Source organism: Serratia sp. SA088 (assembly GCF_049065515.1).
Lineage (GTDB): Bacteria > Pseudomonadota > Gammaproteobacteria > Enterobacterales > Enterobacteriaceae > Serratia > Serratia nematodiphila.
On record NZ_JBAKGW010000003.1, the window covers coordinates 28,426 to 53,926 of the forward strand.

Consider the following 25,501-nt stretch of genomic DNA (forward strand, 5'->3'; position numbering starts at 1 on the left):
AGCGCCCCGCAACTGCAGAATCCCCGTTTAAAGATGTGGTGAACAACCGATGAGTAGCAAACCCTCCATCCTGCTTGATTTCAGCCTGCTGAAAACCAACCGGGCTTTCCGCGCGGTGTTCTGCGCGCGCTTTATCTCCATTGTGGCGCTGGGACTGATGGCGATCGCCATCCCGGTGCAGATCCAGGCGCTGACCGGTTCCACCCTGCAGGTCGGGCTGGCGGTGACGCTGGCCGGCGGCGGCATGTTCGCCGGGCTGCTGATGGGGGGCGTATTGGCCGATCGCTATGAGCGACGCCGGCTGATTCTGTTTGCGCGTTCCACCTGCGGCGTCGGATTTGTCGGCCTGTGTCTCAATGCCCTGTTGCCGTCGCCTTCGCTGGCGGCCATTTATCTGCTGGCGGTGTGGGACGGCTTCTTTGGCGCGGTGGGGGTGACGGCGCTGCTGGCGGCCACGCCGGCGCTGGTGGGCCGCGAAAACATCGTGCAGGCGGGCGCCATCAGCATGCTGACGGTGCGCTTCGGCTCGATTCTTTCTCCGGCGATCGGCGGCCTGGTGATCGCCCATATGGGCATCGCCTGGAACTACGGTCTGGCGGCGTTCGGCACCCTGCTGACGCTGCTGCCGCTGCTGAGCCTGCCGCAGCTGATGCCGCCGCCGCAGCCGCGTGAACACCCGCTGCGCGCGCTGGCGGGCGGTTTCGCCTTCCTGTTCCAGAACAAGGTGATCGGCATGGTGGCACTGATCGGCGCGCTGCTGACCATGGCCAGCGCGGTGCGCGTGCTGTACCCGGCGATGGCGGAAGGCTGGCACATCGACGCTGCCCACCTCGGTTATATGTACGCCGCCGTGCCGCTCGGCGCCGCCATCGGCGCGTTCACCAGCGGGCGCGTGGCGCATGTGGCGCGCCCCGGCTGGGTGATGCTGCTGACGGCGATCGCGGCGTTCGCCGCCATCGGCCTGTTCGGCCTGATGCCGTGGTACAGCCTGGCGTTGCTGTGCCTGGTGGCGTTCGGCTACCTGAGCGCGCTGAACTCGCTGCTGCAATACGGCTTGATCCAGAGCCTGACGCCGGACAACTTCCTCGGCCGCATCAATGGCCTGTGGACGGCGCAGAACGTGGTGGGCGATGCGCTGGGCGCGTTGCTGCTGGGGGCGATGGGCGCCTTTATGCTGCCGGCGATGAGCGCCAGCGGTTTCGGCTTCGGCGCGGCGCTGCTCGGCATCCTGTTGCTGTTCGCCATGACCGGTTTGCGCCAGGTTACGCTGCACAAACCGGAGCCGCAGCCCGCCACAGAAAAGTAGTCGAACGCGTTAAAACAACGCTGTGGGATCAAATAGCAATGCTTATCATCGGCATGCGTAAAACCCACAGCGTTTATGTCATGATTTCGAAATGAAAGAAGTGCTTACGTTTATTGACATAGCAAATATCGGCGAGTAATTTAGCGCGGAATTAACTCAAATGATAATCATTATTATATTGGTTATCACTTCAAATTCTTGAGGGCGAAGCGATGGATACTGCCGTGAACGACATCAATCGAAAGGAAGTGCAGGAGTGCGAAGAGCAGCGGTTTGCCGCTGATTTTTCTCCGGCGTCGGGCTTCTTCTTTACTTCTCCTTTCCGCAGTCTGACCACCACCGGTTGTTTCAGCCGCATTCGCCTGCCGGCCGCAGACGGCGCCGATCTGAACGGCGAGTTCCAGCGCAGCGTACGGCAGGCGTTTGCCGAGGCCCGCCAGGCCGGCATCAAAAAGCCGCTGCTGTGCGGCGCCATTCCGTTCGATACCCGGCAGCCTTCGGCGCTGTTTATTCCGCAGCAGAGCCGCTGGTTCGATCGCGCCGCCTTTATGGCCGGCGTTAGGCCGGCGGCGGACGGGCCGGAGCTGGCCGGGGTAACGGAACTGCCGCCACAGCAGCCGTTCATGAACATGGTCAGCGACGCCGTCGACGCGATGAAGGCCGGTGAGTTGGACAAAGTGGTCTTGTCGCGCCTGCTGGAGATCGAAACGCGTCAGCCGGTGGATCGCCATGCGCTGATGGCGCGCGTGATTGCCCAAAACCCGCACGGTTTCCATTTCCATGTGCCGCTGGAGCAGGGCGCGCTGTTGGGCGCCAGCCCCGAGCTGCTGCTGCGCCAGGACGGCGGCCGTTTCTATTCCAACCCGCTGGCCGGTTCCGCCCGGCGCGAGGCCGACCCAGAGCGCGATCGCGAAGTGGGGGAGCGGCTGATGGCCTCGGCGAAAGATCGCCACGAGCATCGCATCGTCACCGAAAGCATGCGTGACGTGCTGGCCGGCCGCTGCCGCTACCTGAACGTGCCGCACACCCCTGAATTGTTGACCACCACCACGCTGTGGCATCTCTCCACGCCGATCGACGGCGAGGCGGCGTCTCCCGACGAAAACGCCCTGTCGCTGGCCTGCCTGCTGCACCCGACGCCGGCGCTGTGCGGCATGCCGACGGCCGAGGCGCACGCCCTGATCGGCAAGCTGGAGCCGTTCGATCGCGGCCTGTTCGGCGGCATCGTCGGCTGGTGCGACGACGAAGGCAACGGCGAGTGGGTGGTCACCATCCGCTGCGGCACCGTTGACGGCAACCGGGTACGGCTGTTCGCCGGCGCCGGCATCGTGGAAGACTCTTCACCCGAATCTGAATGGCATGAAACAGGCACCAAACTCAGCACCATTCTGCGTGCCTTTGGTATAAATCAAGGATAACGACAAGATGAGCATTGCCTTTACCCCCTGGCCGGCGGAGTTCGCCAGCCGCTATCGCGAGCGCGGCTACTGGACTGACAAGCCGCTGACCGAGATCCTCGACCGCCAGGCCAACAATGACGCTCCGGCGATCATCGACGCCCAGGGCAGCCTGACCTACCGCGAGCTGCAGCAGCGCTCCGATCGTCTGGCGGCCGCTTTGCTGCGCCGCGGCGTGAAATCCGGCGACACCGCACTGGTGCAGCTGGGCAACGTGGCGGAGTTCTATATCGTGTTCTTCGCGCTGCTGAAAATTGGTGTGGCGCCGGTCAACGCGCTGTTCAGCCATCAGCGCAGTGAGCTGAACGCCTATGCCGAGCAGATCAAACCGGCGCTGCTGATCGCCGATCGCCGGCACGCGCTGTTTGCCGACGATCAATTCCTGAACGCCTTCCGCGATGCGCATCCTTCGCTGCGCGTCGTGGCGCTGCGCAGCCAGGCCGAGGGCGAGCTGGCGCTGGCCGCCTGGCTGGACGAAGCGAGCGACGGTTTCGTCGCGCAGCCTTCCGCGGCTGATCAGGTGGCGTTCTTCCAGCTTTCCGGCGGCAGCACCGGTACGCCGAAGCTGATCCCGCGCACCCACAATGATTACTACTACAGCATTCGCCGCAGCGTGGAGATCTGCCGCTTCGACGCGCAGACCCGCTATCTGTGCGCGCTGCCGGTGGCGCACAACTACCCGATGAGTTCGCCGGGCGTGCTGGGCGTGTTTTATGGCGCCGGGCTGGTGGTGTTCGCCGCCGATCCGGACGCCGGGCAATGCTTCCGCCTGATCGAACAGCACCAAATCAACGTGACGGCGCTGGTGCCGCCGGCGGTCACGCTGTGGCTGCAGGCGATCGAAGAGTGGGGCGGCAATGCCCAGCTCGCCAGCCTGAAACTGCTGCAGGTGGGCGGCGCCAAGCTGGGCGAAACGCTGGCGGCGCGCATTCAGAACGAAATCGGCTGCCAACTGCAGCAGGTGTTCGGCATGGCGGAAGGGCTGGTGAACTACACCCGGCTGGACGATGACGAACGCCACATTCTGGCGACGCAAGGGCGGCCGATGTCGCCGGACGACGAAGTGTGGGTGGCGGATGACGACGGCAATCCGTTGCCGGCGGGCGAGGTCGGGCGGTTGATGACGCGCGGGCCTTACACCTTCCGCGGTTACTACCAGAGCCCGGCGCACAACGCCGATGCTTTCGACGCCGACGGTTTCTACTGCTCCGGCGATCTGATCAGCATCAGCGAAGACGGTTACATCACCGTGCAGGGGCGGCAAAAAGACCAGATCAACCGCGGTGGGGAGAAGATCGCCGCCGAGGAGATCGAGAACCTGCTGCTGCGTCATCCTGACGTGATCAACGCCGCGCTGGTGTCGATGCCGGACGCGCTGATGGGGGAGAAGAGCTGCGCCTATATCATCGCCAACGCGCCGCTGAAACCGGTGGTGCTGCGCCGTCACCTGCGTGAACAGGGCGTGGCGGACTTCAAACTGCCGGATCGCTTTATTCAGGTGGACAGCCTGCCGCTGACCCCGGTCGGCAAAGTGGACAAAAAACGGCTGCGCCAGCAGCTCGACGCGCAACTACAGACTCAGGCTCAGGGAGATTAATCGATGGCCATTCCAAAACTTAATGATTACGCGCTGCCGACGGCGGACGAACTGCCGCAAAATAAAGTCACCTGGCAGGTGGAGCCGCAGCGCGCCGCGCTGTTGATCCACGATATGCAGCAGTATTTCCTCAACTTCTGGGGCGAGGACAGCACGCTGATTAAACAGGTGGTGGAGAACATCGCCAACCTGCGCCGCTACTGCAAGCAGCAGGGCATCCCGGTGTTCTATACCGCGCAGCCGAACCAGCAGAGCGATGAAGATCGCGCGCTGTTGAACGACATGTGGGGGCCGGGCCTGAACAAGCACCCTGAGCAGCAGGCGGTGACCGCCGCGCTGGCGCCGGACGAAGACGATACGGTGCTGGTGAAATGGCGCTACAGCGCCTTCCATCGCTCGCCGCTGCAGGAGATCCTGCAGGAGTCCGGCCGCGATCAGCTGATCATCTGCGGCGTGTATGCGCACATCGGCTGCCTGACCACCGCCATCGACGCCTTTATGCGCAACATCCAGCCGTTCATGGTGGCCGACGGCCTGGCGGACTTCTCGCGCGACGAACACCTGATGGCGCTGCGCTACACCGCCGGCCGCTGCGGCCGGGTGGTGACCACCGCGTCTCTGCTGCCGGCGGCCGGCATCGCCAGCATCGACGCGCTGCGTCAGCAGATCCTGCCGCTGCTGGATGAAGACAGCGAAGACATGGGCAACGATGAAAACCTGATCGATTACGGTCTGGATTCGGTGCGCATCATGGAGCTGGCGACCCGCTGGCGCAAGATCCGCGGCGACATCGACTTTATCGCGCTGGCGCGCAACCCGACCATCGACAGCTGGTGGGCGCTGCTTTCCGAAGAGAAAGCCTGATTTTAATCACGAGCAGAGGGCGGCCGTTCGGCCACCCTGTTGGCTTTATAAGGAGATTTTGATGAATACTTTGATCACCAAGGGAAAACGTGCGGCATTTCCGCTGATGCTGCTGTCTACGCTGCTGTTCTCCAACACCTTGCAGGCGCAAACCGCGCCGGAAGTGCTGCGCAAGCCGGTCGGCAAAGGCGCCTATGAAATGGCCTACAGCCCGAGCGAGAACGCGCTCTACCTGGCCACCTCGCAGAGCCGCAAGCTGGACAAGGGCGGCATCGTTTACCGTCTGGATCCGACCACGCTGGACGTGACCCAAATTATCCATAACGACATCAAGCCATTCGGCGCCGCCGTCAACGCCAAGACCGGTACGCTGTTCTTCGGCAACACCGTCAATAACTCGGTGACCGCCATCGACGCCAAGACCGGTGACGTGAAAGGCCGCCTGGTGCTGGACGCGCGCCAGCGCTCCGAAACCGTCAAGCCGCTGGCGCCGCGCGAACTGGTGGCGGATGCCGACAGCGATACCCTGTATATCACCGGGCTGGGGGATTCCAGCGTAGTATGGGTGGTGGACGGCAAGGATCTGACCCTGCGCGCCACCGTGACCGACACCGGCAAGTACGGCACTGGCCTGGCGCTGGACGCCGCCGCCAAACGCCTGTACGTCACCAACGCCGACGGCGAACTGGTGACCATCGATACCCAGAGCAACAAGGTGCTGTCGCGCAAGAAACTGGATGAGTCCAAAGAGCACTTCTTCCTGAACATCAGCCTGGATACCGCCACCCATCGCGCCTTCATCACTGATTCCAAGCAGCCACAGGTGCTGGTGGTGGATACCCGTAACGGCAACATCCTGAGCAAGATCGACGTGCCGGAATCGCTGGCGGTGCTGTTCAACCCGGCGCGCAATGAAGTGTACGTCACCCACCGTCAGGCGGGCGAAGTGAGCGTGATCGACGCCAAGAGCTACAAGGTGTTGAACACCATCAAGACGCCGACCCATCCGAACAGCTTGGCGCTGTCGCCTGATGGCCAAACGCTGTATGTCAGCGTCAAGCAGGCTTCCAGCCGCGAGAAAGAAGCGACCGCGCCGGACGACGTGATCCGCGTCGTGCTGAAATAATCCCACCCAGGTAAGCACACCGAACAGGCGAAGCGGCGACGCTCCGCCTGTTTTTTTTCGCCGTGCGATCTGCGGTATAACGTGTGGATTGCCTTATTGACCCGAAGGAACGTTGGTTATGCCCGTCTCACGCTCTCCGCTGTTGTTGTCCGTTATCACTCTGCTGCTGCTGGCCGCGCTGATCCACAGCGGCATCAGCCCTTACGATCGCACCACCTGGCTGATGGAGGTGGCGCCGGTCTTGATCGTTTTGCCGCTGCTGTGGCTCACCCACCGCCGTTACCCGCTGACGCCGCTGCTCTACACGCTGATTTTCTTCCACGCGCTGATCCTGATTTTTGGCGGCATGTACAGCTATGCCCGCGTGCCACTGGGGTTTGAGGTGCAGCAGTGGCTGGATCTTGATCGCAACCCGTACGACAAACTGGGGCATTTCTTTCAGGGATTGGTGCCGGCGCTGGCGGCGCGCGAGATCCTGCTGCGCGGTGGTTATGTACAGGGGCGCAAGATGCTGGGCTTCGTGGTGTGCTGCATCGCGCTCGCCATCAGTGCCCTGTATGAGCTGATCGAATGGTGGGCGGCGCTGGCGCTGGGCCAGGGCGCCGACGAGTTTCTCGGCACCCAGGGCGACCCGTGGGACACCCAGTCCGACATGTTCTGCGCGCTGCTCGGGGCGATATGCGGCCTGTTGCTGTTCGGGCGTTGGCAGGAGCGGCAAATCGCTCGCTTGGGCTGAAAAACTCAAATGATCACATCGCGTAATAGCCCGCCGTATGGCGGGTTTTCTATGAAAAAACGTAAAGTAACCAGGCGGGGCTGGAAGGCGTCGCCTTTTCACTCTTCTTTCGCATAGAGATACACCGAAGCGCGGGAAACGCCGAGGTGCTGCGCCACAATCTCCATCGCCTTTTTCACCTCGAGCAGGCCTTGCTCCCTCAGTTCCTGAATCAACCGTTTTCTCTCCGGCGTTTTCAGCGCGCGCGGCGTGGTGGCGTGGCGTGCGGCGAAGCGATCGATACGGTTGCGGATGGCCTCCGCGCCGCTGGGCTCCAGGTGTTCCGCCACCGCGCCGGCCGCCGTTTGCGTGAACTGCGCCAGCGCGCTTTGCATGCCGCGGAACAGCGTCATATCAACGTTCAAACAGAGTGCGGCGACGTAGTCGCCCTGCGCATTCTTGATGCCGATCGAGGTGCTTTTCGCCGGGCGGCCATCGGCGAACTGGTTGCCGTAGTTGGCGATCACGCTGGGAAACTCCGCCGAAGCGATGCGAGCCAGGCCAAGTTCCGTCGCCGCTTGGCCGACTTCTCGTCCGGACAGGTTGTTGTGGATCGCCAAAATGGCGTGTTCGGGATTTTGCAGATCGTGAACCACCACCTCGCAAAACGGCGCGAAGGTGGCGCTCAGCCCCTCGGCAATCACATTCAACTGGGATAACAACAGGTTTTCCGGCACTTCAGGCATAGGGCACTCCGATCACTTTCTTGGCGGCGTTGGCTCATTTCGAGCCAGATGAAGAACATACCACAAGTGCGGCGCACGGCGGTTTTCATCTGGCGCCTGGCGGCACTAAAAATGATCTTGCTCCCAATTCTGCACTTCCCGATTGGCATTTGGCCGTCGCGCAGGTATATAACATCATTTCTGGACTTATTTTCTAATTTTAGATTATTTGTTTTAAATATGACAATGTTCGTGCGTTAAAAGCCGTATCGCACACACCGGGGTTTTTCAGCGCTAGCTTCAACGACCCGCAAGGGCATGGAGAACAATAATGTCTGCAACTTCAGTCGTCGGTTCTGCACGAAAACCTTTTTATTACACGTTGACCTTTCAGTTGGTGGTAGGGCTGGCGGCCGGTGGCGCGCTGGGCCTGTTGTGGCCGCAAATCGGCGCTCAGCTCAATCCGCTGGCGGCGGCCTTCGTCAAACTGATCAAAATGGTGGCCGGCCTGATTGTGTTTCTCACCGTGGTAGCCGGTTTTGCGCAGGTTAAACGCGGTGCCGGCGTTGGCCGCCTGGGCATGATCTCGGTCTGTTATTTCGAAGTGGTCAGCACGTTGGCGCTGCTGATCGGCCTGGCGATGGGCAATCTGTTTGAGCCGGGCAAAGGGCTGGCCTTGCATGCCGATGCCGCCACGGCGCTTAAACCGGCGGAGCCCCTGCAAGGCGTGGACTTCGTGATGAGCATCATCCCGAAAACGGTGGTTGATGCGTTGGCCGGCGGCGTCATGCTGCAAATCTTGTTGGTGGCTCTGCTGTTTGGCTATGCGCTGTACGCAATGGGCGATAAAGGCAAGCCGGTGGTTGATTTGGTGAATCTGCTGACCGAAGCCACCTTCAAAGTGGTCAATATCATCCTCAAGCTGGCGCCCGTTGGCGTATTTGGCGCGGCGGCGTTCATGCTGGGTAAATACGGCATTGGCGCTCTGATGCCGGTGATGAAATTGGTGGGGCTGGTCTATCTGGGGTGTCTGTTCCTCATTGTGGTGGTGTTTTCCGTGGTGGCCTGGTTGACCCGTTTTAGCCTGTTCGGTTTCTTAAAACTCATCAGGGAAGAGCTGATCATCGCCTTTACCACCACCTCATCGGAAGCCGCCTTGCCGGGCCTGATGAAAAAACTTGAATTGGCCGGCTGCAGTAAAGCCACCGTCGGTTTTGTCGTGCCGACCGGTTACTCCTTGAATCTGGACGGCTCTTCAATCTACATGACGTTAGCGGCGCTGTTTATCGCTCAGGCCGCCGGTTTGGAGCTGAGCCTGGCGCAACAGGCCGGCCTATTGATGGTGTTTCTACTGACCTCGAAAGGCGTAGCCGGCGTGACGGGCGGCGCTTTCGTCACGCTGTCCGCTTCGCTGTTGATGTTTCCAGAGATACCGATGGAGGGGCTGGCGCTGATTCTTGGCGTGGATCGCTTGATGGATACCATGCGTACGTTGACCAACGTGGCCGGCAACGGCGTGGCGACCATGGCGATTTCTTACTGGCAGAAAGAGCGTGTGGGTTTTCAGGCGAGGTTGCCTGAAGCGGCTGCGCGCAAACCCGTCTGAATGCCGCCCTGCGCCGTTTCCGCAGGGCTTTTCGAACCTGTGCAAGGATTAAATATGAAGCATGATGTGGTTTACAACGCCGCCGGCGGCTTTCCTCCCGCCGGTCATTACTCACCCAGTTGCACGGCCAATGGGACGGTCTATATCTCTGGCCAATTGCCGATCGCCTTTTCAGGTGAGAGTCTTGCCGACGAACCTTTCGCGCGGCAAGCCCGCCAGGTGCTGGACAATCTGGATGCCTGCCTGGCAGGGGCCGGCGTCGGCCGCGCGCAGCTGGTTCAGGTGCGCGTCTATCTGACGGATATCGATTTGTGGCCGACCTTCAATGCGCTGTATGCCGAATGGATCGGCGAGTTTCGCCCTGCGCGCGCGGTGGCCGGCGTATCGCAACTGCATTATGGCGCCGCCGTGGAAGTGGAAGCTGTCGCGTTGGCCGCCCTTTAACCCTTACTGACAGGTAACGCTATGACCGATTTGATTTTACCCGTTTATGACGACGTGGCCGCCGCCGCCGCGCGCATCAATGATTATGCTCACCGCACGCCGGTGCAGACTTCACGCACGGTTGACGACGATTTCGGCGCCAGCGTATTTTTCAAATGCGAGAACCTGCAGCGCATGGGCGCCTTTAAATTTCGCGGTGCGATGAATGCTTTGCTGCAGTTTTCTCCGGCGCAGCGCAAGGCCGGGGTCGTGGCCTTTTCTTCCGGCAATCATGCGCAGGCGATCGCGCTGGCTGCCCGGCTGCTTGGCATTCCCGCCACGATCGTCATGCCGCACGACGCGCCGGTGGCCAAAGTGGCTGCGACGCGCGGCTATGGCGGCAAAGTGGTGGAGTACAACCGTTATCATGAAGATCGCGAGCAGATCGGCCGGGATCTGGCGCAGCAACAGGGATTAACGCTGATCCCGCCTTACGATCATCCGCAGGTGATCGCCGGGCAGGGCACCGCGGCTAAAGAGCTGTTCGACGAGGTCGGCGAACTGGACGCGCTGTTCGTTTGCCTGGGCGGCGGCGGGTTGCTGGCCGGCTCTGCACTCGCCGCGCGTCGGCTGTCGCCGGGTTGCCGAGTCTATGGCGTAGAGCCTTTGGCGGGCAATGATGGGCAGCAATCATTCCGTACCGGCCGCATCGTTCACATTGAGACGCCGCAGACCCTCGCCGATGGCGCACAGACGCAGCATCTGGGCCAATATACTTTCCCTATTATCCGCCGGGACGTTGACGACATTCTGACGGTGACCGACGATGAGCTGATTACCGCCATGCGCTTTTTCGCCGAACGGATGAAAATGGTGGTGGAGCCAACCGGCTGCCTGGGGTTCGCCGCCGCCTGCGCGCAGAAATCGATGCTGCGGGGAAAACGCGTCGGTGTGATCATCAGCGGCGGCAACGTCGACATTCGCCGCTACGGCGAGTTGCTGGCAGGTCAATAGAAACAGGCGGATGACGAGAGAGAACCATGGTGACAGACAAGACGGTATTTGAGCAGGTCGTGGCGCTGCTGAGCGCCGGAGAGGCCGCATTCCGGGTGATAGAACATCCGGCGGAGGGGCGCTGCGAAGCTGTAGCGGCATTGCGCGGCACCGAACAGGGGCAGGGCGCCAAGGCACTGGTGTGCCAAACGCGCATCGACGGAGCCAAGCATTACATTTTGGCGGTGCTGGCAGCGGACCGTCAGGCGGATCTGCAGCGGTTGGCGGCCGAGTTGGGCGGTAAAAAGGCATCGTTGGTCAGCCCGGCGGAAATCGCGACCCTGACGGCCTGCGTGCCGGGGGCGATCCCGCCGTTCAGCTTCCACCCGCAGCTCAGGCTGGTCGCCGATCCGGAGCTGTTTGAGCGTTACGATGACATTGCGTTTAACGCCGGCGATCTGCAACGCTCCGTGGTGCTCAATGCGCAGGATTATCTGCGTATTGCGGCGCCTGAGTTTATTCATTTCGCGCGTACGGAGACGATGGCGGAGTGAGAAAAAGAGCGTCTGTTCAGACGAGTTGAACAACAACGCTGAACTGCCGTTTACCGCCGGTTCAGCGTTTTTATGCTATATCCTTTGTTCGGAACCGCTGGCTGAACGAGAGACTGAGTTTGATCACCAATCCCCTATCCCGCAAAGAATACGCAGTATGGATGTCGTTAACGATAGGGTTCAGCTTTGCGTGGTTAAATCTTTTAGAGCTCTATAACAACGACGCATTATTCTTTCAGAAATTGACGATTTCCGTCATCAATAACGTTTCGTTCGCTGATGTCATCGCCTCTTACCTGAGGCTGATTCTGTATCTTCCTTTCGGCGTGTTGGCGATCGTGCTGACGCTGCTGTTTTGCGCCCAGCGGTTATGCGATACCCGGTTCTTCGTGCTCGCCTGGCCGGTTTCTCTGGCGATCTTCCTGGCCTTTTGGTTCATCAACGTCGCTTTCCCCGGGCATCTCAATCTGGTATTAGCCGCCAAATCTTGCGTACTGGCGCTGATTGGGCTGATCCCGCCGAGTCAACCGAAGGCCGAATAATCGAACGCAGTTCGATGGAGAGTCCGTATCCCAGAAAGCGAAAAACTAGCCATAGGCATCATGCTTGTCAGTTCGTTTTTTTCTGAAGATATTGGTGATGTTCCTGCCGATAAAAGTGAGATGCTTTATAAGACTCATACGCCTCGACCTAGCAAGGAACCGTAGGCACGTTCCTTGCCCTGCCAGATAGTTGGCTGCACCAACGGCCCTCACTTTATCGCTTCGTATCACGGCCGGCTACGACAGGCGTCCCTGCCTGTCTCGCCGGAAACCGCCGTATATGGATACTCCCGATAGCCCCAGGGTTTTCTTGAATAAGGCAGGGTTACAGTGACATGATAAAAGGTACGAATTTATCGCGAATCAGCTTTTTCTTTAGGACGGTTTTAGATACGTTCAATGCTGGTGAAGCCAATCACCTTTGTGTGGTCGGTTAAGACATCGGATTCAGTCTGCATACTCCATAATGAAAACACCCTGGTTTAAGGACGGATGCTATGTTGTGGTGGCTGTCTGTCATTATGTATTTGGGGACTGTTCACCAATCAAAGCTGGCCAATTCCGGCAGGATGTCACCTGCCGCATCTGAGGGGGTAAAACCCACCGTTGCTATTTTAAAGCTGCCGCCTGCGTCGAGTTTCCGAAGGAAGTTCACCGTATTGTTTACGGTAATCTGCAGCAAACTGGCTTAAATGGAAAAAACCCCATCGAGTAGCCACTTCTGTCACTGAGCTTATCTCTGACTGCAGTAAATCCTCACGCACTTTCCGCAAGCGGACTTCCTTAACATATTGCATTATACCTATTTGACGCCAACTATGAAAAACCCGTTGCAAAGTACGGATGCTGCATTGAGCAGCACTCGCAATCTCCGATAAGGTCAAAGGGCTATCAATATTTTCATTAATATATTCAACAGAACGCCGTAAGTAAGCAGGCAGGTTTTGTTTGGAAGTTCCGCGTGAATGTTTATCCGTAAAACCGGCCCATCGTTCAGCAAGAAGCTGTAGTACCAATAATTCCTCTGCCCGAGGCAACAGCATATTTCTTGTAGCGGCAGGTATTGTTGGAAGCAGCAGTTGTCTAAGCATTTCTACAGAGGCCAACCAGCGCTTATTCCATTCTCCCCCGAGCAAAACGAAAGAGCAAAACTCGCCTTCTCCCTCTGAGAAACGTAACCATAGTGCATCCATATAGCGAGCGTCAATACGGACCCCCAACTGCACGTTATCTGAGCTATATAGAAAACGTGGCGAGTCGTCTGCGGCAATGACAACTGTAGAATTTTCATGGCCGGGTTTTACTATATTGGTGCTATGAATCACAGATTCACCAGACAGTGTCGTTAACGTCAATATAAAATCACTAAAGTTTTCCGGTTCAATTAGAATATCAGTCCCATAAGCAAACCAGGACAGCACGATATTCTCTCCCGGCAGGCTAAACATACCTGCGTTTCCTTCATTTTTTTCACCAAGACTGAAACGATATGGGCAATAAACCTCACTCACTTTCTCTTGAGCATAATCCAGGTCTTGGGTATCGAACAGCAAGGCTTCTGCAGGCATAGTATTATCGCTGCACTGTGTATTTCGCAGTGCGATATCTAACCTTGAGAATGATGCTAACGACTTACTCATAAGTACTCCTTATAAACCGTTAACAGTTTGTGATCAAAAAAGGCGTTTTCTTGACATCAGTGGCGCTATATAGATAGCGCCAAGTAAACAATTCATTGATTATCTACGTTACCTTTTTCTAACGTGAAGGAGTTTCCATGAACATCTCACTCAGAAAACAATACAATCCTTACATAAATGGCGAATTTATTCCATACTCCGGAATAACCTTCCAGGCCGTCAATCCGGCAACCGGGGAAGTGTTGACGAAGATCGCCCGTTGTGGACAATCTGAAGTTGAATCCGCAGTTATCGCGGCCCGAAACGCTTTTCTTACCTGGAAAGAAACGTCTTATGAGGAGCGTGCAAGATTATTAAACCGCTTGGCAGACGAACTCGAAAAAAACCTGCAACGATTAGCGTTGATTGATGCCACTGATGTCGGACGACGTCTGGCGGAAGTTCGTCTAGATTATGAGAAAGCGATCGCTCAATATAGATATTTCGCGGCAGCCATTTCAACCTACGAAGGCTACGGAAAACCCATTCCCGATGGTTATATGGTCGCTAAACGCGAACCTATAGGTGTTATTGGACAGATCATTCCCTGGAATGTCCCTGCGCTGATGGTCGCGCTTAAGGTAGCGCCGGCTATTGCAGCTGGGAATACCGTGATTCTCAAGCCAGATGAGAATGCATCAATTTCCACATTAGAGTTTGCTGCTGTGGCAGGCGAAATTTTACCACCGGGTGTCATTAACGTCGTGCCCGGCTTTGGCGATGAAGTCGGTAATGCAATTACGACCCATCCTTTAGTGTCGAAGTTAGCATTTACCGGCAGCCCTGAGGTCGGACGCCTTATCGGCCATGCCGCTGCAGAGCGTTTGATCCCGGCCTCGTTAGAACTCGGAGGAAAGAGCCCCAACATTGTATTCCCCGATATCGAAGACATTGATGCCGTTGTCGACAATGCATTGTTCGCCGCGATGTACTGCAACGGTCAATCTTGCCTTGCAGGCACTCGGCTATTCATACATGACTCAATTTATGAGCCGTTCGTCAAAAAACTGATAGGGAAAGCATCAAGTTTAAAGATTGGAGACCCACGCGACGATTCTGTCCAATTAAGCTGCCTGGTATCAGCCAAGCAAGGGAAGCGAGTGCTTGAATATATCAGCATTGGAAAAGCTGAAGGTGCAAAAGTCCTGTATGGCGGAGATCGTGTTCAGGTTGAGGGGTGTGAGCCCGGGTATTTTATACAGCCAACTATTCTTGAAGTTAAGAATAAAATGCGTGTTGCTCAAGAGGAGATCTTCGGTCCTGTACTAAGCCTCATCCGCTGGAACGATTATGATACAATGCTGCATGAAGCGAACGATGTGCCTTATGGCCTCGCAGCAGGCGTTTATACCACTAGCCTTGAAAAAGCGATGCGTACGGCAGATGCACTTGATGTGGGCTCTGTTTGGATAAATGAATACTTCAACCTTGCCAGCGGCGTTCCTTTCGGTGGAGTCAAAGAGAGCGGGATAGGGATAGAACATTGTCAAGAAACGCTTGATCTCTATTCAAACATTAAGTCGATTACCATTAGGAATCGAGTAGCCAAACCCTGGTACGCGGAATAATAGTGCGAAAATCACACAGGTTATTTCAGGTTAATTTTTGATGGTAATAATTAAAAAAACAAAAAATTGATTTAAATTTTAATGGGATGACTGACCATGAAGAAAATAAAATTAGCATTTATTCTTGCCTTTTTTTCAATAAGCAGTACAAGTGCCGAAGTTATCAATCCAATATACGGCGCTACACTTAAAGACTATATGGAATTCAAGCCGAAGAACATAGCAACTCAGAGGTACTATTATGGTGCCGATAAAGAAAATAATTTTTTTGATTTCTACGTCCCTAAAGGATTAGATAAAAAAAAGCCAGCCATAGCCGTGATACATGGAGGTTGCTGGGACTCGAAATTCGAGGGTTTTCAACAGGCAGGAGAAGTTGTGGACTTCTTCTTGAAGAATGGGTACGCCGTTTTCAATGTGGAGTATACCAAAGCAGATACGAGCGGAGGATATCCGACAACGTATAGTGATATTTCAAATGCCTTGATTAAGATAACTGAGGTTTTGAACGACAAGCAGATAACTGAGTCCGGAATCACGTTAATTGGCCATTCCGCTGGTGGGCATTTAGCCAGCTGGGCCGCATCCGGCGGAGAGGAAACTCATTCGAAAAACTACTTGAGTAAGGTAAAAATAAATCAGGCAATTGGTCTGGGTGCAATTGTTGATCTTAAAGTTGCAGAAACAGCCTGCCCAAATATTATTCGATTTGGTGGCATCGATAAGATATCAGGCAAAAAAATGGAGTCAACCTCGCCGATACTAATGAGAAATAATTTCAGGATTACCTTGATAAATGGAGGGGAGGATAATATAGCTCCGGGTAAATATGCAGAAGACTATGCAAAAACACACAAAGATAATGTCATTATCAGCATGATTCCTGAAGCGACACATTATGATTTGATGTCGTCAAAATCAGGGGTTTTAAATGTCGTGTTGAATGTTTTGAACGAGGATTAAATTATTCATGGATGGAGGGAAACTATCTGGATATACACTAATGATAAGGTTATTTATTATTCTTATATAGTGTAAATATATTTAAATTGTATATCGTGCGACTCTGCATCATCAAACGACAACCATGGCGCTGGCAAATACGCTAGGCATCCAGGTCGGTAAGTCAGTACTTCTCGCTTCTGGACGGGCCTCAGAACGTTTTTTCGAATAACATCCTGGAGCATTTCTTTATCCAGACTGAGGTCTGCCGCCAAACGACGGAGCCGGTGGTTTTCATCCTCCAGCGGCTGCAGACGGCGCTGGCCCGCAGGGTGAGGCCTCTGGCCGAATAATCGAACGCAGTTCGATGGAGAGTCCGTACCCCAGAAAGCGAAAAACCCGCCATAGGCGGGTTCTTCTGAATATGGTGCCCGGACTCGGAATCGAACCAAGGACACGGGGATTTTCAATCCCCTGCTCTACCGACTGAGCTATCCGGGCAACGGGCAGCATTAAACCGTATTGGCCGAAAGCCGTCAACGGCTTTATGCGTGAAATACGCGAAAATGCCTCCGGTTGCTGGCTTTTCAGGCAAAGGGCGCAAAAAATGCGCCTGTTGGGGCTATCGCCTCGGGTTGGTGGCGCTGCCAACCCTGCCGGTTCAGCTCAACGCCCCGTTGCGGCGGCACTGCGCCACCTGCAAGATGTCTTCCGCCAGCCGTTTGGCGACCGATACGTCCTGGAGCTGGCGTTTTACCAGCAGTTTGCTCAGGCAGCCTTCCTGAATCAGCTCCATTTGCTGCGCCACCATGTCGGCGTCGTCGGCATCCATGTCGCGCAGCAGTTCGCGGGTCAGCTCCAGCGAGGTCAGCTTTTGCTGCTCCGCCAGCTGGTGGATCGGGTGGTCCGTTTCCGGGAAGAAGCTGCAGGCGGCGATAAACAGGCAGCCGGGATAGCGGTCTTGCTGCACGTATTCCGCCAGCACGTCATAGCGCGCCAGCAGCTTTTGCTGCGGGCTCAGATTTTCGTCCAGCAGCAGCTGGCGGCGCCAGGTGTCTATCTGCTGGCCATGATAGCGCAGGCAGTCGTACAGCAACGCTTCGCGATCCGGCCAGAACCGTTTGAGATCGCCGGGTTGAACGTCGAGTTTTTCCGCCAGCATCTCTAATGTGGCGGTCGCCAGGCCCTGTTGTTCCAACAGGCCCAGCGCGGTATCAAGGACGTGTTCACGTTGCACTTGTGCTTCCTCCCATTCGCTTCCGATCTTCAGTGTCAGTTATCGCATCACTTTCTGCAAATGCGCGTTGAAGGCTTCCGCCTTCATAAAACCGGTGACCCGCTGCGCCGTCAGTTCCTGGCCCGCCGGATCGAAGAACAGGATCGTCGGCAGCCCCAGCACCTGCAGATGCTTCAGCAGCGCCGCCTGTTCCGCGCTGTTGGCGGTCACATCCGCCTGCAGCAGCACCGCGTTGGCCAGGCTCGCCTGCACCGCCGCATCGCTGAAGGTGTATTTCTCGAACTCTTTACAGGCTACGCACCAGTCGGCGTACAGATCCAGCATCACCGGCTTGCCGCGCGCCTGTTGCAGCGCCAGATCGAGCTGTGCGACGTTGTTGATGCGGGTAAAGGCCAGGTGCGGCTGAGCGGCCTGCTGCGCCTGGTCGGCGCCGAAAGCCCAGTCCTGCAGCGGCCGTGCGGCGATCACCGCCGCCGCCAGCAGCAGCAGTTGCAGGGCGCGAGCCCAGCCGCGCGCGCTTCTCAGGCTCAGGGCGAAAGCCCAGCCGAAGAACGCCAGGCCGAGCAGGCTCCACAGGCGCATGCCCCACAGATCGCCGATTACCCGCTCCAGCAGGAACACCGGCAGCGCCAGAATGACGAAGCCGAAGGCCTCTTTCACGTACTGCATCCATGGGCCGCTGCGCGGCAGCAGGCGGTTGCCGAACAGGGTGACGATCACCAGCGGAATGCCCATCCCCAGCGCGTACAGGTACAGCGTGCCGCCGCCGGCCCACAGATTGCCGCTCTGGGCGATATACAGCAGGATGGCGCTGAGCGGCGCGGTGGTGCAGGGCGAGCAAATCAGCCCGGCCAGAGCGCCCATCAGGAACACGCCGGTCAGCGAGCCGCCGCGCTGGGTGTTGCTCCAGTTAGCCAGCCGGGTTTGCAGTGCGGAAGGCAGTTGCAGGGAATAGAGGCCGAACATCGACAGCGCCAGGGCGATGAACAGCACCGACAGGCCGATCAAGACATAAGGATGTTGCAGCGCCGCCTGGAACTGCAGGCCGGCGGCGGCCACCACCAACCCGAGCAGGGTATAGGTCAGCGCCATGCCCTGCACGTAAACCACCGCCAGCGCCAGAATGCGGCCGCTGCTTTGCGGCCGCTCGCGGCCGAGGATGATGCCGGAGATCAGCGGGTACATCGGCAGCACGCACGGCGTGAAGGCGATGCCGATGCCGATCAGCAGCGCCCACAGCGGCGAAAACGGCAGGCTGGCCGGTGCGGCGGGCGCTTCAGCCGGTGCAGCGGCCGGGAGCGGGGCGGCAGCGCCGGCGCTGACCGCGTCCAGCGGGATGACCCGGGTTTCCGGCGGATAGCAGAAGCCGGCCTCGGCGCAGCCCTGATAGGTGACGCTGAGGCTGGCGTTGGCCGCCGCCTGTTGCAGCGGCACCTGCAGATTAAGCTGCTGCTTGAAGATGGCGACTTCGCCGAAGAACTCGTCCTTGTGGCTCAATCCTTCCGGCAGGGTAAAGGCGCCGAGCGTCGCCTGCTGGGGCACCAGTTTGATCTGCTGACGATACAGGTAATAGCCGGGGCGGATCTGCCAGTTCAGCGTTACCTGGTTGCCTTGCTGTTTGAAATCGAAAGCGAAGGCCCGATCGACGGGCACGAACTGGCTGCCGCCCGTCGGTGCGAACAGCGAAGCCTGCGCCGCCTGCGGCAGGAAGAACAGGCTGCACAGCAGCAAAATCAGTTTAATGAAGCGTTGATCCATGACAGGTAGTCTTTATCTCCGGCCATCACCGGCAATACCAGCAGCTCGGGTGTCTGGTAGGGGTGATGTTGTTTCAGGGTGTCGAGCAGGGCCTGCTGACGGCGGCGATCGCTTTTGAACAGCATCTGCACCTCGTATTCCTGTTCCAGTTTCCCTTCCCAGTAATACAGCGAGGTGGCGCCGGGCAGCAGCGTGGCGCAGGCCGCCAGCTTATCGCCCAAGACCCGCGCCGCCAGTTCCTGGGCGCTGGCTTCATCGGGTGCGGTACAGAGTATGACGACAGCTTCGCAATCAGACATCTTCAGCCCTCTCATCGGTTCGAATGGGCACTATACCCTGAAGGCGGATTGGCTAGAAGGCGAGTTTATCGCCAGAAGGAAAACCGGGGCCGCAGCCCCGGTCGAAGCGTTACAGCATGACGCTGCCGAGCAGGAAGCCGAATACCACCGCGAAGATCACGCCCATGGTGCCGGGAATGAAGAACGGATGGTTGAACACGAAGCGGCCGATGCGCGTGGTGCCGGTATCGTCCATCTGCACCGCAGCGACCAGCGTCGGGTAGGTCGGCAGGATGAACAGGCCGGAAACGGCGGCGAAGGAGGCGACGGCGGTCAGCGGCGACACGTTCAGCGCCAGCGCCATCGGCATCAGCGCCTTGGCGGTGGCGGCCTGCGAGTACAGCAGCGCCGAGCAGAAGAAGAAGATCACCGCCAGCAGCCACGGGTGCGCCTGAATGACGCTGCCGGCCGTCTCTTTGATCCAGTCGATGTTGGCCTGCACGAAAGTATCGCCCAGCCAGGCGACGCCGAGGATACAGATACAGGCGCTCATGCCGGCCTTGAAGGTGCTGGAGTTCAGCACCATGTCGGTGTCGACGCGGCACAGCAGGGTGGTCAGCGTGGCGACGCTCAGCATGATGATCAGAATGGCGTTGGTGGTGTTCATCAGCGGCTTGGCCACCAGGCCCAGGCCCGGGCTGTTGATGATGGCGTAGGCCACCACGCACAGCACGCCCAGCAGGAACAGCAGCACCGAGGTTTTGGCGCGCGGTTTGATCGCCAGCGCGTTGTTGCCGCGCAGGGTGATCAGGCCTTCTTCCAGGCGTTTCAGGTAGACCGGATCGTTAGACAGCTTGGAGTCGAACAGCCAGGTCACCAGCAGCGACATCACCAGCACGGCGCAGAAGGTGGACGGGATCACCACCATCAGCAGGTGCAGGTAGCTGACGCCGTGGCCTTCCATCACCGAAGACATGTACACCACCGCGGCGGAAATCGGCGAGGCGGTGATGGCGATCTGGGCGGAGACCACGGCGGTCGACAGCGGCCGGCAAGGCTTGATGCCCTGTTCTTTCGCCACTTCGGCGATCACCGGCAGCGCCGAGAGCGAGATGTTGCCGGTGCCGGCGAAGATGGTCAGGAAGTAGGTGACGATAGGGGCGAGAATGGTGATATGTTTGGGGTTCTTGCGCAGCAGCTTTTCGGTCTGCTGCACCAGGTAGTCCATCCCCCCGGCGACCTGCATCGCGGAGATCGCCGCGATCACCGCCATGATGATGGAAATCACGTCGAAAGGGATGCTACCCGGCTTGACGCCGATCAGCGCCAGGACCAGAACGCCCAACCCCCCCGCGAACCCGATACCGATACCGCCCAACCTGGCCCCTAAAAAGATGGCCAGCAGAACGATAACCAATTCCAAGGCTAGCATAGTGTTTACTCCTTAAAATGAGAGAAATTGAAAATCAAACGTTAAAATTTTGTGGGCGCCTAAAAGTAAAAAGGCACGCTATCCAGAGGATTTAGCGTGCCTTTCAGGGCTACCGGGTAGGTCTGTTATTGTTCATTTTCATCCGTATAGCGTTTGGCTTTATAGGCCGGGTGCATCAGGTTCTCCACGGAGAAGATGTCATCCAGCTCGGCTTCGGTCAGCAGGCCGCGTTCCAGCACCACTTCGCGCACGCTCTTGCCGGTTTCGGCGCAGATCTTCCCGACGATGTCACCGTTGTGGTGGCCGATGAACGGGTTCAGATAGGTGACGATACCGATCGAGTTGAAGACGTAGTGTTCGCAGACTTTTTTATTCGCGGTGATGCCGTTAATGCATTTTTCCAGCAGGTTGTAGCAGGCGTTGGTCAGGATGTGGATCGACTCGAACATCGCCTGGCCGATCACCGGCTCCATCACGTTCAACTGCAGCTGGCCCGCTTCGGCCGCCATGGTAACGCAAGTGTCGTTGCCAATCACCTTGAAACACACCTGATTGACCACTTCCGGCACCACCGGGTTCACTTTGGCCGGCATGATGGACGATCCCGCCTGCAGCTCCGGCAGGTTGATTTCGTTCAGGCCGGCGCGCGGGCCGGAGGAGAGCAGGCGCAGGTCGTTACAGATTTTGGACAGTTTCACCGCCAGGCGTTTGAGCGCGCTGTGCACCATCACGTAGGCGCCGCAGTCGGAGGTGGCTTCGATCAGGTCTTCCGCCGGTACTACAGGCAGGCCGCTGACTTCCGCCAGTTTTTGCACCGCCAGCGGCTGGTAGCCTTCCGGGGTGTTGAGCGCGGTGCCGATGGCGGTGGCGCCCAGGTTCACTTCCAGCAGCAGCTCCGCGGTGCGGTGCAGGTTGCGGGTCTCTTCGTTCAGCAGCACGCTGAAGGCGTGGAATTCCTGGCCGAGGGTCATCGGCACCGCGTCCTGCAGCTGGGTGCGGCCCATTTTCAGGATGGTTTCGAACTCTTTCGCCTTGCGATCGAAGCCTTCGCGCAGCTGGTTGATGGCGTCGATCAGTTTCTGGTTGGAGGCGTACACCGCGATGCGGAACCCGGTCGGGTAGGCGTCGTTGGTGGACTGGCATTTATTGAGGTGATCGTTCGGGTTCAGGTACTGGTATTCGCCTTTTTGGTGGCCCATCAGCTCCAGGCCAATGTTCGCCAGCACTTCGTTGGTGTTCATGTTCAGCGAGGTGCCCGCGCCGCCCTGGAATACGTCCACCGGGAACTGATCCATGCACTTGCCTTTATCCAGCACCTCGTCGCAGGCCTGGATGATCACGTCGGCGATTTTGCGCGGAATGGTTTTGAGTTCTTTGTTGGCCATCGCCGCGGCCTTTTTCACCATCACCATGCCGCGAACGAACTCGGGGACATCGCTGATTTTGCTGTTGCTGATGTAGAAGTTTTCAATCGCACGCAGAGTGTGAACTCCGTAGTAAGCGTCTGCGGGGACTTCACGTGTTCCTAACAGGTCTTCTTCGATACGAATGTTGTTTGACATGAGAACCTTCTCTATGTGTTGCTGCCGAATTAATAATTTGTCAGGTCAAGGCTAAAGGGCACAGCCTAAATTAATATTGCCGAAGGCTTGGGGCGTGAAACGATTAACCAAATCGCCCGTTGCTGCCCAGATCATATGCTGGTTGATAAGAAATGACTGAATCCAGATCACCTTATGGTGTTTAAGGATATGCCCTTTTCCGGTTCTGTGACTTCTTTCACGTTTGTGAACTTTAGCAATAAAAACCGGCTCTCGGTTGAAATGGTGGGGGGATGCCCTCATTGTAATGGTGTCGGCCGTTTACGGCCTCTTTTTTCGCGCCGTCGCCCCGTGGCGGCCGCGCTTTACCTACCGATAGGAGAACCAGGTGCGCTGGTTACCGCTACTGCTGATATTTCTGCTGGCTTACATAGAAATATCCATCTTTATCAAAGTCGCCGCCGTGCTCGGCGTGGCTGTCACCCTGTTGCTGGTGGTGTTCAGCTCCTGCGTCGGCATTTCGCTGGTGCGCAATCAGGGCATGAAAACCTTCGTGCAGATGCAGCAAAAACTGGCGGCCGGCGAAAGCCCGGCGGCGGAAATGGTGAAAAGCGTTTCGCTGGTGCTGGCGGGCTTCCTGCTGCTGATTCCGGGCTTCTTCACCGACTTCCTCGGCCTGCTGCTGCTGCTGCCGCCGGTGCAAAAATCGCTGACGCTGAAGCTGATGCCGCATCTGTCGGTGTATCGCCCCGGCGGTTGGACGGGCGGCGACGCCGCCAACGGCAACACCTTTGACGGCGAATTCCAGCGTAAGGACGACGAGCGCCCGGTGCTGGAACACCGCCCGGACGAGGATCGCAAACCTCACGATCGTTAAGCAAACGCGGCCCAGGCCGCGTTTTTCATCTCTGCGGCACTCGCCGAACCAAAAATGCGAAATTTTTTTCGTTAGCCCCCTTGAAGGGGGCTGGAACGCCCCCATCTCAAATGCCACGAGGCCGGTAATAACAACCATCCGGTGTACAACCCTAAATCTGATAGAGACCTTCTTACAGGAGAGCGTTCAATGAGTATTCGTCCATTGCATGACCGCGTTATCGTCAAGCGCAAAGAAGTTGAATCAAAATCTGCTGGCGGCATCGTCCTGACTGGCTCTGCTGCGGGTAAATCCACTCGCGGTGAAGTGGTTGCAGTGGGTAAAGGGCGTGTGCTGGAAAACGGCAACATCCAACCGCTGGATGTGAAAGTTGGCGATATCGTGATTTTCAACGACGGCTACGGCGTGAAAGCAGAGAAGATCGACAATGAAGAAGTGTTGATCATGTCCGAAAGCGACATTCTGGCAATTGTTGAAGCGTAATTGCGCTTTATCTTCTGAACTGAACGAGTTGAAGGGAAATACCAATGGCAGCTAAAGACGTAAAATTCGGCAATGACGCTCGCGTGAAAATGCTCCGCGGCGTGAATGTTCTCGCTGATGCAGTAAAAGTGACCCTGGGCCCGAAAGGCCGCAACGTAGTGCTGGATAAATCTTTCGGCGCACCGACCATCACCAAAGACGGCGTTTCCGTTGCGCGTGAAATCGAGCTGGAAGACAAGTTCGAGAACATGGGCGCACAGATGGTGAAAGAAGTGGCCTCCAAAGCGAACGACGCGGCGGGCGACGGCACCACTACGGCAACCGTACTGGCTCAATCCATCATCACCGAAGGCCTGAAAGCGGTTGCTGCCGGCATGAACCCGATGGATCTGAAGCGCGGCATCGACAAAGCGGTTGTCGCTGCGGTTGAAGAACTGAAAAAACTGTCCGTACCTTGCTCCGATTCCAAAGCTATCGCTCAGGTAGGCACCATCTCCGCCAACTCCGACGAAACCGTGGGTAAACTGATCGCGGAAGCGATGGAGAAAGTGGGCAAAGAAGGCGTTATCACCGTTGAAGAAGGCACCGGCCTGCAAGACGAGCTGGACGTGGTTGAAGGTATGCAGTTCGACCGCGGTTACCTGTCCCCATACTTCATCAACAAGCCGGAAACCGGTTCTGTTGAGCTGGAAAGTCCGTTCATCCTGCTGGCTGACAAGAAGATCTCCAACATCCGCGAAATGCTGCCGGTGCTGGAAGCCGTTGCCAAAGCAGGCAAACCGCTGCTGATCATCGCTGAAGACGTTGAAGGTGAAGCGCTGGCGACCCTGGTGGTCAACACCATGCGCGGTATCGTGAAAGTGGCTGCCGTTAAGGCGCCTGGCTTCGGCGACCGTCGTAAAGCCATGCTGCAGGACATCGCGACCCTGACTGCCGGTACCGTTATCTCTGAAGAGATCGGTCTGGAGCTGGAAAAAGCCACCCTGGAAGACCTGGGTCAGGCGAAACGCGTTGTGATCAACAAAGACACCACCATCATCATCGATGGCGTGGGCGACGAAGCAACCATCCAGGGCCGCGTTGCTCAAATTCGTCAGCAGATCGAAGAAGCGACCTCTGACTACGATCGTGAAAAACTGCAGGAGCGCGTAGCGAAACTGGCCGGCGGCGTTGCCGTTATCAAGGTTGGCGCAGCGACTGAAGTTGAAATGAAAGAGAAGAAAGCCCGCGTTGAAGACGCCCTGCACGCCACCCGCGCTGCAGTGGAAGAAGGCGTGGTTGCCGGCGGCGGCGTAGCGCTGATCCGCGTTGCAGGCAAAATCGCCGCGCTGAAAGGCGACAACGAAGACCAGAACGTGGGTATCAAAGTTGCGCTGCGCGCAATGGAAGCCCCTCTGCGTCAGATCGTGGTTAACGCCGGTGAAGAAGCTTCCGTTATCGCCAACCAGGTGAAAGCGGGCGAAGGCAGCTACGGCTACAACGCTTACTCTGAAGAATACGGCGACATGATCGCGATGGGTATCCTGGATCCAACCAAAGTGACCCGTTCTGCTCTGCAGTACGCGGCTTCCGTGGCTGGCCTGATGATCACCACCGAATGCATGGTCACCGACCTGCCGAAGGCTGACGCACCGGATCTGGGCGCAGCAGGCGGCATGGGCGGCATGGGCGGTATGGGCGGCATGATGTAATCATCCCCCACACGCTTGTGTGCTGAGAACCCCGGTCAAATGACCGGGGTTTTTTTTAGCTTAAAAATCAATAAAAAGAATGTTTGTTTAGCTTGTTATTAGTTTAT

At 57.5% G+C, this 25,501-nt stretch carries 23 protein-coding genes, 1 tRNA gene and 1 pseudogene; 16 read left to right on the forward strand and 9 right to left on the reverse strand.

Annotated features, from left to right (window positions below; all coding sequences use genetic code 11):
• Positions 1-49 precede the first annotated feature (49 nt).
• The 6 genes from entS to ACOWVD_RS08875 all read left to right on the forward strand — a co-directional run bounded on the left by entS (position 50) and on the right by ACOWVD_RS08875 (position 7,086).
• On the forward strand, positions 50-1,306 hold the full coding sequence (gene entS / locus ACOWVD_RS08850) for an enterobactin transporter EntS (RefSeq protein WP_049186372.1): 1,257 nt from the start codon (positions 50-52) through the stop codon (positions 1,304-1,306).
• A 212-nt stretch (positions 1,307-1,518) separates the two neighbouring features.
• A complete protein-coding gene (locus ACOWVD_RS08855; RefSeq protein WP_049186371.1) occupies positions 1,519-2,724 on the forward strand; it encodes an isochorismate synthase in 1,206 nt (401 codons plus the stop codon).
• 7 nt (positions 2,725-2,731) lie between these two features.
• Complete coding sequence (locus ACOWVD_RS08860) at positions 2,732-4,360, forward strand: (2,3-dihydroxybenzoyl)adenylate synthase (protein ID WP_049240025.1); 1,629 nt, start codon at positions 2,732-2,734, stop codon at positions 4,358-4,360.
• 3 nt (positions 4,361-4,363) lie between these two features.
• Positions 4,364-5,224: an isochorismatase gene (locus ACOWVD_RS08865; protein WP_021505033.1), complete on the forward strand. Its 861-nt coding sequence runs from the start codon at positions 4,364-4,366 to the stop codon at positions 5,222-5,224.
• A 106-nt stretch (positions 5,225-5,330) separates the two neighbouring features.
• Positions 5,331-6,350: a YncE family protein gene (locus ACOWVD_RS08870; RefSeq protein ID WP_370531156.1), complete on the forward strand. Its 1,020-nt coding sequence runs from the start codon at positions 5,331-5,333 to the stop codon at positions 6,348-6,350.
• Positions 6,351-6,468: 118 nt separating this feature from the next.
• Entirely contained in the window at positions 6,469-7,086 is a 618-nt protein-coding gene (locus ACOWVD_RS08875; RefSeq protein ID WP_049240024.1) for a DUF2238 domain-containing protein, read from the forward strand.
• 98 nt (positions 7,087-7,184) lie between these two features.
• On the opposite strand, the gene ACOWVD_RS08880 is transcribed toward ACOWVD_RS08875, so the two are convergent.
• Positions 7,185-7,811, reverse strand: coding sequence for a helix-turn-helix transcriptional regulator (locus ACOWVD_RS08880; RefSeq protein ID WP_049240023.1), 627 nt, complete (start codon positions 7,809-7,811; stop codon positions 7,185-7,187).
• A 310-nt stretch (positions 7,812-8,121) separates the two neighbouring features.
• Here ACOWVD_RS08880 and ACOWVD_RS08885 point away from each other — a divergent pair, with 310 nt between their 5' ends.
• The 5 genes from ACOWVD_RS08885 to ACOWVD_RS08905 all read left to right on the forward strand — a co-directional run bounded on the left by ACOWVD_RS08885 (position 8,122) and on the right by ACOWVD_RS08905 (position 11,908).
• Positions 8,122-9,396: a cation:dicarboxylate symporter family transporter gene (locus ACOWVD_RS08885; protein WP_406889294.1), complete on the forward strand. Its 1,275-nt coding sequence runs from the start codon at positions 8,122-8,124 to the stop codon at positions 9,394-9,396.
• Positions 9,397-9,450: 54 nt separating this feature from the next.
• A complete protein-coding gene (locus tag ACOWVD_RS08890) occupies positions 9,451-9,840 on the forward strand; it encodes a RidA family protein (protein WP_197800560.1) in 390 nt (129 codons plus the stop codon).
• Positions 9,841-9,861: 21 nt separating this feature from the next.
• Positions 9,862-10,833, forward strand: coding sequence for a threo-3-hydroxy-L-aspartate ammonia-lyase (locus ACOWVD_RS08895; RefSeq protein ID WP_306377060.1), 972 nt, complete (start codon positions 9,862-9,864; stop codon positions 10,831-10,833).
• A gap of 26 nt (positions 10,834-10,859) precedes the next feature.
• Entirely contained in the window at positions 10,860-11,366 is a 507-nt protein-coding gene (locus tag ACOWVD_RS08900; protein WP_063919671.1) for a YbaK/prolyl-tRNA synthetase associated domain-containing protein, read from the forward strand.
• A gap of 119 nt (positions 11,367-11,485) precedes the next feature.
• Positions 11,486-11,908 carry a hypothetical protein gene (locus ACOWVD_RS08905; RefSeq protein WP_239504357.1) on the forward strand — a complete coding sequence of 141 codons (423 nt, stop codon included), beginning with the start codon at positions 11,486-11,488 and terminating at the stop codon, positions 11,906-11,908.
• 614 nt (positions 11,909-12,522) lie between these two features.
• Here the strand turns inward: ACOWVD_RS08905 and ACOWVD_RS08910 are convergent.
• Positions 12,523-13,548 carry an AraC family transcriptional regulator gene (locus tag ACOWVD_RS08910; RefSeq protein WP_197798764.1) on the reverse strand — a complete coding sequence of 342 codons (1,026 nt, stop codon included), beginning with the start codon at positions 13,546-13,548 and terminating at the stop codon, positions 12,523-12,525.
• Between the two features lie 137 nt (positions 13,549-13,685).
• On the opposite strand from ACOWVD_RS08910, the gene ACOWVD_RS08915 reads away from it, so the two are divergent.
• Together ACOWVD_RS08915 and ACOWVD_RS08920 are read left to right on the forward strand one after the other, a co-directional pair.
• A complete protein-coding gene (locus ACOWVD_RS08915; protein WP_049240018.1) occupies positions 13,686-15,155 on the forward strand; it encodes an aldehyde dehydrogenase family protein in 1,470 nt (489 codons plus the stop codon).
• Positions 15,156-15,251: 96 nt separating this feature from the next.
• Positions 15,252-16,118, forward strand: coding sequence for an alpha/beta hydrolase (locus ACOWVD_RS08920; RefSeq protein WP_049240017.1), 867 nt, complete (start codon positions 15,252-15,254; stop codon positions 16,116-16,118).
• Positions 16,119-16,282: 164 nt separating this feature from the next.
• On the opposite strand, the pseudogene ACOWVD_RS08925 reads toward ACOWVD_RS08920, so the two are convergent.
• The 7 genes and pseudogenes from ACOWVD_RS08925 to aspA form a co-directional block, all read right to left on the reverse strand.
• A pseudogene (locus tag ACOWVD_RS08925) lies at positions 16,283-16,417 on the reverse strand (IS3 family transposase); the annotation flags it as partial.
• Positions 16,418-16,522: 105 nt separating this feature from the next.
• Positions 16,523-16,598: transfer RNA gene (locus ACOWVD_RS08930), tRNA-Phe, on the reverse strand.
• A 160-nt stretch (positions 16,599-16,758) separates the two neighbouring features.
• Positions 16,759-17,334 carry a division control transcriptional repressor DicD gene (dicD, locus tag ACOWVD_RS08935; RefSeq protein ID WP_015376374.1) on the reverse strand — a complete coding sequence of 192 codons (576 nt, stop codon included), beginning with the start codon at positions 17,332-17,334 and terminating at the stop codon, positions 16,759-16,761.
• A 39-nt stretch (positions 17,335-17,373) separates the two neighbouring features.
• The gene (locus ACOWVD_RS08940) at positions 17,374-19,092 is read right to left on the reverse strand and encodes a protein-disulfide reductase DsbD (protein WP_421105588.1); all 1,719 of its coding nucleotides are present in this window, start codon (positions 19,090-19,092) and stop codon (positions 17,374-17,376) included.
• A complete protein-coding gene (gene cutA, locus ACOWVD_RS08945; protein WP_015376376.1) occupies positions 19,068-19,391 on the reverse strand; it encodes a divalent cation tolerance protein CutA in 324 nt (107 codons plus the stop codon). Before cutA ends, ACOWVD_RS08940 begins: the two co-directional genes overlap by 25 nt.
• A gap of 109 nt (positions 19,392-19,500) precedes the next feature.
• The gene (locus ACOWVD_RS08950) at positions 19,501-20,802 is read right to left on the reverse strand and encodes an anaerobic C4-dicarboxylate transporter (RefSeq protein ID WP_076740826.1); all 1,302 of its coding nucleotides are present in this window, start codon (positions 20,800-20,802) and stop codon (positions 19,501-19,503) included.
• A 125-nt stretch (positions 20,803-20,927) separates the two neighbouring features.
• Positions 20,928-22,364: an aspartate ammonia-lyase gene (aspA, locus tag ACOWVD_RS08955; protein WP_421105589.1), complete on the reverse strand. Its 1,437-nt coding sequence runs from the start codon at positions 22,362-22,364 to the stop codon at positions 20,928-20,930.
• Positions 22,365-22,731: 367 nt separating this feature from the next.
• Between aspA and ACOWVD_RS08960 the strand changes: the two genes are divergently transcribed.
• The 3 genes from ACOWVD_RS08960 (at position 22,732) to groL (ending at position 25,394) form a co-directional block, all read left to right on the forward strand.
• Entirely contained in the window at positions 22,732-23,220 is a 489-nt protein-coding gene (locus ACOWVD_RS08960; RefSeq protein ID WP_004929660.1) for an FxsA family protein, read from the forward strand.
• Positions 23,221-23,409: 189 nt separating this feature from the next.
• Positions 23,410-23,703, forward strand: coding sequence for a co-chaperone GroES (locus ACOWVD_RS08965; RefSeq protein WP_004929661.1), 294 nt, complete (start codon positions 23,410-23,412; stop codon positions 23,701-23,703).
• Between the two features lie 44 nt (positions 23,704-23,747).
• The gene (gene groL / locus ACOWVD_RS08970; protein WP_004929662.1) at positions 23,748-25,394 is read left to right on the forward strand and encodes a chaperonin GroEL; all 1,647 of its coding nucleotides are present in this window, start codon (positions 23,748-23,750) and stop codon (positions 25,392-25,394) included.
• The last annotated feature ends 107 nt before the right edge of the window (positions 25,395-25,501 follow it).